This window comes from Pseudomonas sp. NMI760_13 (genome assembly GCF_021283245.1).
In the GTDB taxonomy this organism is placed as follows: domain Bacteria; phylum Pseudomonadota; class Gammaproteobacteria; order Pseudomonadales; family Pseudomonadaceae; genus Aquipseudomonas; species Aquipseudomonas peradeniyensis.
The window spans coordinates 1-9029 of the sequence record NZ_JAJSRC010000057.1 but is presented as its reverse complement, the minus strand read 5'-3'; the positions used below and the strand labels follow the sequence as shown (position 1 = coordinate 9029).

Genomic DNA, 9029 nt, shown 5'->3' with positions numbered 1-9029 from the left:
TGGAGCATTTCGGCCATCAGCTTGGCGTTGGGGTTGTAGGGGCGCTGCACCGGCATGGCCCACAGGGTGATCTCGGTGCCTTCCTTGACGCCGGCTTCCTTGAGCAGCTGCTTGGCTTTCTCAGGATCGTACTTGGCGTCCTTGATGGTGGTGTCGTAGGACCATTGGGTCGGCGGCATGGCGTTGACCGCCAGCTGGCCGGCGCCCTGGTACACCGACTCGATGATCTGCTGCTTGTTGACAGCCATGTCCAGCGCTTCGCGCACCTTGAGTTGCGACAGCGGGTTGGCGTCGTTGCTGCCCTTGACCTTGTCCATCACGTTGTAGGCGATGTAGCCGAGGTTGAAGCCGGCCTGTTCAGGCATCTGCAGCTTCTTGTCTTCCTGCAGCGGCTTGATGTCGGCCGGGCGCGGGAACAGGGTGACCTGGCATTCGTTCTTCTTGAGCTTCTGCATGCGCACCGAGGCGTCGGTGCTGATGGCGAAGATCAGGTTGTCGATCTTGACGTCCTCGGGCTTCCAGTAGTCCTTGTTGCCCTTGTAGCGGATCTGCGCGTCCTTCTGGTACTTGCTGAACACGAACGGGCCGGTGCCGATCGGCTTCTGGTTGATATCGGCGGCCTTGCCCTGCTTGAGCAACTGGTCGGCGTACTCGGCGGACTGGATCGAGGCGAAGCTCATGGCCAGGTTCTGGATGAACGCGGCGTCGACGTCGTTGAGGGTGAACTTCACGGTGTGCTCGTCGACCTTCTCGAGCTTGGCGATGTTCTTGTCCATGCCCATGTCGGTGAAGTACGGGAACTCGGTGGGGTAGGCCTTGCGGAAGGGGTGGTCCTTGTCGAGCATGCGGTTGAAGGTGAACAGCACGTCGTCGGCGTTGAACGCACGGGTCGGCTTGAAGTACTCGGTGGTATGGAACTTCACGCCTTCGCGCAGGTGGAAGGTGTAGGTCTTGCCGTCATCGGAAACCTCCCACTGGGTGGCCAGGCCCGGAATGACCTTGGTACCGCCGCGCTCGAACTGGGTCAGGCGGTTGAACATGGTTTCGGCGGAGGCGTCAAAGTCGGTCCCGGTGGTGTACTGGCCAGGGTCGAAACCGGCCGGGCTGCCTTCGGAGCAGAACACCAGGTTGGTCGCGGCGTGGACGAACGGTGCGCCGGCTAGCAAGCCTGCACCTACCAGGAACGGAATGACTGCGTGTTTGAGCATGGTGGCCTCATTGTTGTCATTTTTCGAATTGAGGCGGCCTCGTGAGCCGACCTGCGGATACTTATGCAGGGGGTGTTCCCAATGCAACACTCAGCGGGATGGTTGGCGCCAATTTTGTGGTACGGACGTACATGGATGTCGCATCCATATAACTTTGGCGAATGTTGATCGTTTGCGCGGGAGAAAAGGGCGAAAATTACAAGATATTTCGCACTTTATGTGACAAGCAGACGCACCCGTTTGGTGCGTAGGAAAGGTCTGAAACTGCTGTCCGAGACGCTTTACGCGACTCGGACATCCAGTTGGAGGGGTCAGGGGACCTGGACTTCGATCAGGCCATCGGCACTCATGCTGACTTCGCTGGTGCCCGCCTCGATATCCGGCGCTGTCGCGGCCTCGTCGGCGGCGCCCTTGGCCATCATCGCCATCGGTGCGCTGCGCAGGTACGGACGTGGGTAGCCGCTGCTGTTGAGGTTCAGGCTGACCACCTTGTAGCCTTTGCCGCCCAGGGCCTCGGTGGCCAGCTGGGCGCGGGCCTTGAAGGCGGCGACGGCGTCCTTGAGCAGCTCGTCCTCATTGGACTTGCGCGTGGTCGGGGCGATGGAGAAGTCCATGCCGCCCATTTTCAGGTCTTGCAGGAGCTCGCCGGTGAGCTTGGACAGGGCCGGGAAGTCGGCGCCTTCCAGGCGCAGCTCGGCGCGCTCGCGCCAGCCGGTGATCTTCTGGCCCTTGGTGTCGTAGATCGGGTAGCTGTTGCGGCTGCCCTGGCTGATCTTCACGTCCTTGACCTGACGGGCCTGCTGCACGGCCTTGTTCATGGTCTCGGTGATCTCCTTGGCGAGCTTGCCCGGGTCGCTGTTCTGGGCTTCGCTGTACAGCGTCACGACCATCAGGTCGCGCGCCACTTCCTTGCTGACTTCGGCGCGCAGCGACACCTGGTTGTAGCGAGGCTCATCGGCGGCCAGGGCCGGCAGACTGGCGAGCATGCCGCAGGACAGGGCAACGGCGGCGGCGCCGCGACGGGAAATGTGCATGTGGAGCTCCTTGGCAAGGTAAGGCGTGGATGAGGACATCCGTTCCACGCATGGCCGATCAGACCGGCAACAGTGTAGTGGGTTCAAAAATGCCATCATGAGTCTGTGACAAACTGTGGCGCTTTGCCGCATCGCTGCAGCGAGGCGCCCGGCTTCGGTATACTCCAGCCGATTTTCCTGGAGCACTCATTGGGAGAGCTCATGCTCGCCGTCGCACAACCGTTGTCCGCTACACGCCAGAACCTCTGGCGCCTGACCTTCATCCGCATTCTCGTGCTGGCGGCCCAGGCCGGCTCCGTGGGCGTTGCCTACTGGACCGAACTGCTGCCGCTGCCGTGGTTCTCGCTGGCGGTGACGCTGGCCCTGTCATCGTTGCTGTGTGCGTTCACCGCCCTGCGCTTGCGCCTGTCGCTGCCGGTCACCGAACTCGAGTACGCCCTGCAGCTGGCCTGCGACCTGTTGATCCACAGCGCCCTGCTTTATTACTCGGGTGGATCGACCAACCCCTTCGTCTCTTATTACCTGGTACCGCTGGCGATCGCCGCGGTCACGCTGCCGTGGCTCTACTCGCTGGTGCTCTCGGGCATTGCGCTGGTGGCCTACAGCCTGCTGCTGGTGCAGTACTATCCTCTGGAGACGCTGCCGCTGGCGCGTGACACCATGCAGGTCTACGGCATGTGGCTGAGTATCGCCCTGGCCGCCGGGGTGATCACCTTCTTCGCCGCGCGCATGGCCGAGGAGCTGCGTCGGCAGGAAAACCTGCGCGCCGAGCGTCGCGAAGAGAGCCTGCGCGACGAGCAGTTGCTGGCAGTGGCCACCCAGGCAGCCGGCGCTGCCCATGAACTGGGCACACCGCTGGCGACCATGAGCGTGCTGCTCAACGAGATGCGCCAGGATCACGCCGACCCCCTGTTGCAGGAGGACCTGCAGATCCTTCAGGACCAGGTCAAGCTGTGCAAGGAAACCTTGCAGCAACTGGTGCGCGCCGCCGAGGCCAACCGACGGCTGGCGATCGTCGAGCAGGACGTCACCGCCTGGCTCGACGAGGCGCTCAACCGCTGGCACCTGATGCGCCCCGAGGCCAGCTACCGCTTCCAGCGCCTGCGCGACGGCGTGGTGCCGCGGCTGACACCGCCGCCTGACCTGACCCAGGCCCTGCTGAACCTGTTGAACAATGCCGCCGATGCCTGCCCGGATGACCTGGAAGTGCGCCTGGACTGGGATGCCCACGACATCGTCATCAGCATCCGCGACCACGGCCCCGGCGTGCCGCCGGCCATCGCCGAGGCGATCGGCAAACCCTTCATTACCACCAAGGGCAAAGGCTTCGGCCTGGGCCTGTTCTTGAGCAAGGCCAGCGTGACGCGTGCGGGCGGTTCGGTGAAACTCTATAGTCATGAGCAGGGTGGCACCCTGACCGAATTGCGCCTGCCCCATGGCAAGCGAGGAGATGCAAGATGAGCGAAGAAAACCAGGTCGAAGGCGAAGAACTGCCGCACCTGCTGCTGGTGGATGACGACGCCACCTTCACCCGGGTGATGGCCCGGGCTATGTCGCGTCGTGGGTTCCGTGTGAGCACCGCGGGTTCCGCCGAGGAAGGCTTGAAACTGGCCGAGCAGGACTTGCCCGACTACGCCACGCTGGACCTGAAGATGGAAGGCGACTCGGGCCTGGTGCTGTTGCCCAAGCTGCTGGAGCTGGACCCGGAGATGCGCGTGGTGATCCTGACCGGTTACTCGAGCATCGCCACGGCGGTCGAGGCGGTCAAGCGCGGGGCTTGCAATTACCTGTGCAAGCCGGCGGACGCCGACGATGTGCTGGCGGCGCTGCTCTCGGAGCACACCGACCTGGACACCCTGGTGCCGGAAAACCCGATGTCGGTGGATCGCCTGCAGTGGGAGCACATCCAGCGGGTGCTGGGTGAGCACGAAGGCAACATCTCCGCTACGGCGCGGGCGCTGGGGATGCACCGGCGCACGCTGCAGCGCAAGTTGCAGAAGCGCCCGGTTCGGCGCTGACGCATATTCCTGTAGGAGCGGCCTTGTGCCGCGAAAGGGCTGCGCAGCAGCCCCTATCTCGGTGGAACGCTGAAACCGCCGGGGCCGCCTTGCGGCCCTTTCGCGGCACAAGGCCGCTCCTACAGGGATTGCGCATGATCTGATGAGAGGCCCGGCCTTGTATCAGGCTTTCACCCCCGAACGATCAACCCGCACCGCCAGCTGTCCTGCCCCCGATGGCGCCTCGAACGCCACCTGTCCCCCTGCCGGCACTTTCGCTCGGCCAATCACCTTGCCGGCACGCAGCAACTCCAGCGGCATGCCTTCCATCGACTGGCCCGAAGCCAGTTCCAGTTTGACCTTGATATTCATCGGTGACCTCCTTGTCACGCGTTGCGATCGATATAGAGCGTGGTCTTGCCGTCCAGGCTGGCGATCAGTTCCGGTGAACCGCCGCGGAACTGGCGGAACAGGTTGCGCCCGCGCTGCTTGCCGTCCGCCGGCACTTGCACGCTCGGGTGGAACTGGTCGGTCAACTCGACATAGGCGCTCCACGGGCCGATGTACGACTCGTTGAGCTGGTCGGTGACGCTGAAGGCGTAGCGCACCGCGTTGCCGCGCTGCCAGTTCAGGCCATCGGGCTCGCGGCGCTCCCAGCCGGTGATCGCTGGCGAGGTGGCCGGGGCATCGATGAAACCGGTGGGCTTGTTCGGCTTGTAGTCCTTGAGCAGCAGGTAGGTGCTCCAGCCCCACCAGTCGCCGATGCGGTTGCGGTCGTTGAGGTCGTTGACGTCCTTGCGTCGCAGCACGGCCTTGCCGTCCTGGACGTACAGCGGGGCGAAGTTGCCGGGTACCAGGTCCTGCTCGGCGGCCCGCAGGTCGGGCGCCAGGCGCAGCGCCGCGAAGTCCTTCGCCGCTGGCGCGCGGCCTTCGGCGAAGGTCTGGAACACCTCGTCGGCCGAACGTTGCACGGCGCGGCCCACCTGGCGACGGTTGGCCACATCGACGCTGTCGAAGTAGCGCTTGTCGCCGTAGGCGCGCCATTGCTCGCCTTCGGCATTGCGCACGGCCAGGCCGTACTTGCTGTCCTCGTCGTGCATGAAGCGCGAGATCAGCGAGCCGACGTCACTCGGCGTGACGGTATCGGCCAGGGCCTTGCGCGGCACCCGCAGGTGGCCGGCGGAGAACAGGTCGGTGAGGAAGTGGTCGGCGAAGGCGTTCATCGCATAGGCCAGTTGCAGGTCGCGCTCCTCGCCGCTGGCGCGGGCTTTCAGCGCCTGCTGCAGGGCGGCGGCGTGGCCGGCCTGGTAGGCCGCCAGCGCCCAGGGGCCGAAGTGGTCCCAGTTGCTGGCGGCCAGTTTCAGGTAGCGGCCCAGGGGGAACAGGTCGGAGGCGAAGCTGCCGCCACCGGTGATGCGGTTCCAGCGTGCCGACAGGCTGTCACCCAGCGCGTCATAGGCCTCGTGGGGCTGGCGGCCGTCCTTGATGGCCTGGTTGGCGGCGCCGATTTCTTCCTGCATGACCGCAAGGATCTGTTCGGCTTCCGCCTTGGCCGCCGGCAGGCGCGCCAGGGAGTCGAAGGCCTGGGTGAAGCGTTCGATCCGCTCGGCGTCGTTGGCGCCATCGGCGATCGGGCGCTCGGGCAAGCCGTAGAAGTCGCCGCCCAGGGCGATTACCTGGCCATAGGTCAGGCTCAGGCCGTTGGGCAACGGCAGCGGCGACTGGTGGGCGGGGATACCCGGTTGACCCGCTTCAAAGCGCAGCAGGGTGTTGTCGCCGATGGCGGTGTGTTCGCCGCCTTCAAAGAACAGCTCCGGCCCGCGCCGTGCGGATGGGCCGCGAGCCGGTGGCGGCGCAAGGCGGTGGTACTTGACGGTGTGGTGGCCATGCATGACCAGCATCAGATGGCTGTCGGTGCCGGGCAGGGCGACGCCCTGTTCCTCGAACAACTGCTCGAGGTCGGCGACCACCAGCGTTGCCTGGGCCTTCGCGGCCACAGGCGTTGTGTGCATTCCTGACATGATTTGCTCCTTGCAATGTCTGGATCGTCCATTTTTATACTGTATGCATATACAGTAATTCTTACTATATTCAGGAAAATTCCTACGTCAAGACCTCTTTGTGCGGGTATCTGGCTGCTGTGGCGGGCGCAACTCCCCCGGCTCTCACGTATGATGGCGCCCCTGACGGTATTTCCCGGGAACACGTTGCATGCTTGCCCTTCTCATCCAGACACTGAACATCACGGCCCCTGTGTTTGCCATGCTGTTCATGGGCGTGCTGCTCAAGCGCATCCGCTTGATCGACGACAACTTCAACCGGGTCGCCTCGAAGCTGGTGTTCAACGTGTGCATGCCGGCGCTGCTGTTCCTCGGCATCTACCACGCCGACCTGGCGGCGGCGGTGAAGCCCGGGGTGATCCTCTACTTCGTGGTCGCGACGCTGGCGTGTTTCGGCCTGGCCTGGGGCCTGGCGATCTGGCGCTGCCCGCGGGCGGACCGGGGCGTCTACACGCAAGGCGCGTTTCGCGGCAACAACGGCGTGATCGGCCTGGCACTGGCGGCCAGCCTGTATGGCGACTACGGTATATCCCTCGGCGCGGTGCTGGCCGGGTTGGTGATCCTCATGTACAACTCGCTGTCGGCGGTGGTCCTGGCGGTGTACAGCCCGGACCTGAAGTCCGACCCGTGGAGCATCTGCAAGAGCATCCTCAGCAACCCGTTGATCATCAGCGTGCTGCTGGCCACGCCCATGGCCTATGGTCAGGTGCCGTTGCCCAACTGGCTGCTGACTTCGGGGGATTACCTGGCGCAGATGACCCTGCCGCTGGCGCTGATCTGCATCGGCGGCACCCTGTCACTGGCGGCGCTGCGCGACAGTGGCCGGCTGGCCTTCGACGTCAGCCTGGTGAAGATGGTCTGGCTGCCGGTGCTGGGAACGCTGGGCGCCTGGTTGTGCGGTTTTCGCGGTGCGGAGCTTGGCATCCTGTTCCTCTACATTGGCAGCCCCACCGCGGCGGCCAGTTATGTGATGGCGCGGGAGGCCAACGGCAACCATGAACTGGCGGCGTCGATCATCGTGATCACCACGCTGATGGCCGCCGTCACCACGAACATCGGGATTTTCTTCTTGCAATGGGGTGGATGGATCTAGTCGATTGCAAGCAAAACCAATAACACTGCCTCACCTAAAGGACACTTCATGCAAGACCAGAGCACGCCCGAGCGCTTGCAGCGCGGGCTGAAGAATCGCCATATCCAGCTGATCGCGCTGGGCGGAGCCATCGGCACCGGGCTGTTCCTGGGCATCGCCCAGACCATCCAGCTAGCCGGCCCGTCGGTGCTGCTGGGCTACGCCGTCGCTGGCCTGATGGCCTTCCTGATCATGCGCCAGCTGGGCGAGATGGTGGTCGAGGAGCCGGTCGCCGGCAGCTTCAGCCACTTCGCGCACCAGTACTGGAGCGAGTTCGCCGGTTTCGTCTCGGGCTGGAACTACTGGGTGGTGTACGTGCTGGTCGGCATGGCCGAGCTCACCGCAGTGGGCATCTACGTGCAGTACTGGTGGCCGGATTTCCCCACCTGGGCCACGGCGGCGATCTTCTTCGTGGCGATCAACGCCATCAACCTGACCCAGGTGAAGGTGTACGGCGAAATGGAGTTCTGGTTCGCCCTGGTCAAGGTGGTGGCGATCGTCAGCATGATCGGTTTCGGCGCCTGGCTGCTCACCAGTGGCCATGGCGGACCGGATGCCAGCGTCGCCAACCTGTGGCAATACGGTGGCTTCTTCCCCAATGGCGTCACCGGGCTGATCATGGCCCTGGCGGTGATCATGTTCTCGTTCGGCGGCCTGGAGCTGGTGGGCATCACCGCCGCCGAGGCGGCCAACCCGCGTGAGAGCATCCCGAAGGCCACCAACCAGGTGGTCTATCGCATCCTGATCTTCTACATCGGCGCGCTGGCCGTACTGCTGTCGCTGTATCCGTGGCAGAAGGTGGTGCAGGGCGGCAGCCCGTTCGTGATGATCTTCCACGAGCTGGACAGCGACCTGGTGGCGACGATCCTCAACATTGTGGTGCTGACCGCCGCGCTGTCGGTCTACAACAGCTGTGTATACGCCAACAGCCGCATGCTGTTCGGCCTGGCCACGCAGGGTGACGCGCCGCGCCAGCTGCTCAAGGTCAGCCGTCGTGGCGTGCCGCTCACCGCACTGGGCGTATCGGCCTTCGCTACCGGCCTGTGCGTGCTGATCAACTACCTGATGCCGGGCGAAGCCTTCGGCCTGCTCATGGCCCTGGCGGTGTCGGCGTTGGTGATCAACTGGGCGAGTATCAGTATTACCCACCTGAAGTTCCGCAAGGCCAAGCTGGCGGCCGGGATTCAGCCGTTCTACCGTAGCCTGGGGCATCCGCTGACCAACTACCTGTGCCTGGCGTTCATCGTGCTGATCCTGGTGGTGATGTACCTGACCCCGCCGATTCGCATTTCGGTGATGTTGATTCCGGCGTGGATTGCTGTGTTGTGGGTGGCGTTCCGGATGAAAAAAGCGCGGCAGGCCTGATTTGATCCAGTTCGGTTTCGGGATGTTCATGGCGTCCTGAAACCGAGCAGGCTTGGATGGCGTATTATGGTCATTCAAGTCTGTTTCCAATCTCTCGGTTGCCATCGCAGGCAGTCAACATATTCCCAATTATCTAACCTCCAACTTCGCATCTCTTGATCTTGATCTTGATCTTGATCTTGATCTTGATCTTGATCTTGATCTTGATCTTGATCTTGATCTTGATCTTGATC

Annotated in this window: 8 protein-coding genes; 4 read left to right on the top strand and 4 right to left on the bottom strand. The window is 63.6% G+C overall.

The annotated features are described in order from the left end of the window. A partial coding sequence (locus tag LU671_RS28880; RefSeq protein WP_232857793.1) for an ABC transporter substrate-binding protein occupies window positions 1-1208 on the bottom strand: 1208 nt, incomplete at its 3' end. Window positions 1209-1519: 311 nt separating this feature from the next. After that, on the bottom strand, window positions 1520-2242 hold the full coding sequence (locus tag LU671_RS28875; protein ID WP_232857792.1) for an SIMPL domain-containing protein: 723 nt from the start codon (window positions 2240-2242) through the stop codon (window positions 1520-1522). Window positions 2243-2443: 201 nt separating this feature from the next. On the opposite strand from LU671_RS28875, the gene LU671_RS28870 reads away from it, so the two are divergent. Then, a complete protein-coding gene (locus LU671_RS28870; RefSeq protein WP_203650772.1) occupies window positions 2444-3703 on the top strand; it encodes an ATP-binding protein in 1260 nt (419 codons plus the stop codon). Continuing rightward, window positions 3700-4260, top strand: coding sequence for a response regulator transcription factor (locus LU671_RS28865; RefSeq protein ID WP_023632665.1), 561 nt, complete (start codon window positions 3700-3702; stop codon window positions 4258-4260). The genes LU671_RS28870 and LU671_RS28865 overlap by 4 nt, the downstream gene beginning before the upstream one ends. A gap of 162 nt (window positions 4261-4422) precedes the next feature. On the opposite strand, the gene LU671_RS28860 is transcribed toward LU671_RS28865, so the two are convergent. Further along, window positions 4423-4611, bottom strand: coding sequence for a hypothetical protein (locus LU671_RS28860; RefSeq protein ID WP_232857791.1), 189 nt, complete (start codon window positions 4609-4611; stop codon window positions 4423-4425). A 14-nt stretch (window positions 4612-4625) separates the two neighbouring features. Next, window positions 4626-6260, bottom strand: a complete 1635-nt coding sequence (locus LU671_RS28855; protein ID WP_232857790.1) for a phospholipase — start codon at window positions 6258-6260, stop codon at window positions 4626-4628. A 190-nt stretch (window positions 6261-6450) separates the two neighbouring features. Between LU671_RS28855 and LU671_RS28850 the strand changes: the two genes are divergently transcribed. Then, window positions 6451-7392, top strand: a complete 942-nt coding sequence (locus LU671_RS28850) for an AEC family transporter (protein ID WP_203650776.1) — start codon at window positions 6451-6453, stop codon at window positions 7390-7392. Window positions 7393-7440: 48 nt separating this feature from the next. After that, window positions 7441-8796: an amino acid permease gene (locus LU671_RS28845; protein WP_110735705.1), complete on the top strand. Its 1356-nt coding sequence runs from the start codon at window positions 7441-7443 to the stop codon at window positions 8794-8796. Window positions 8797-9029: the final 233 nt, after the last annotated feature.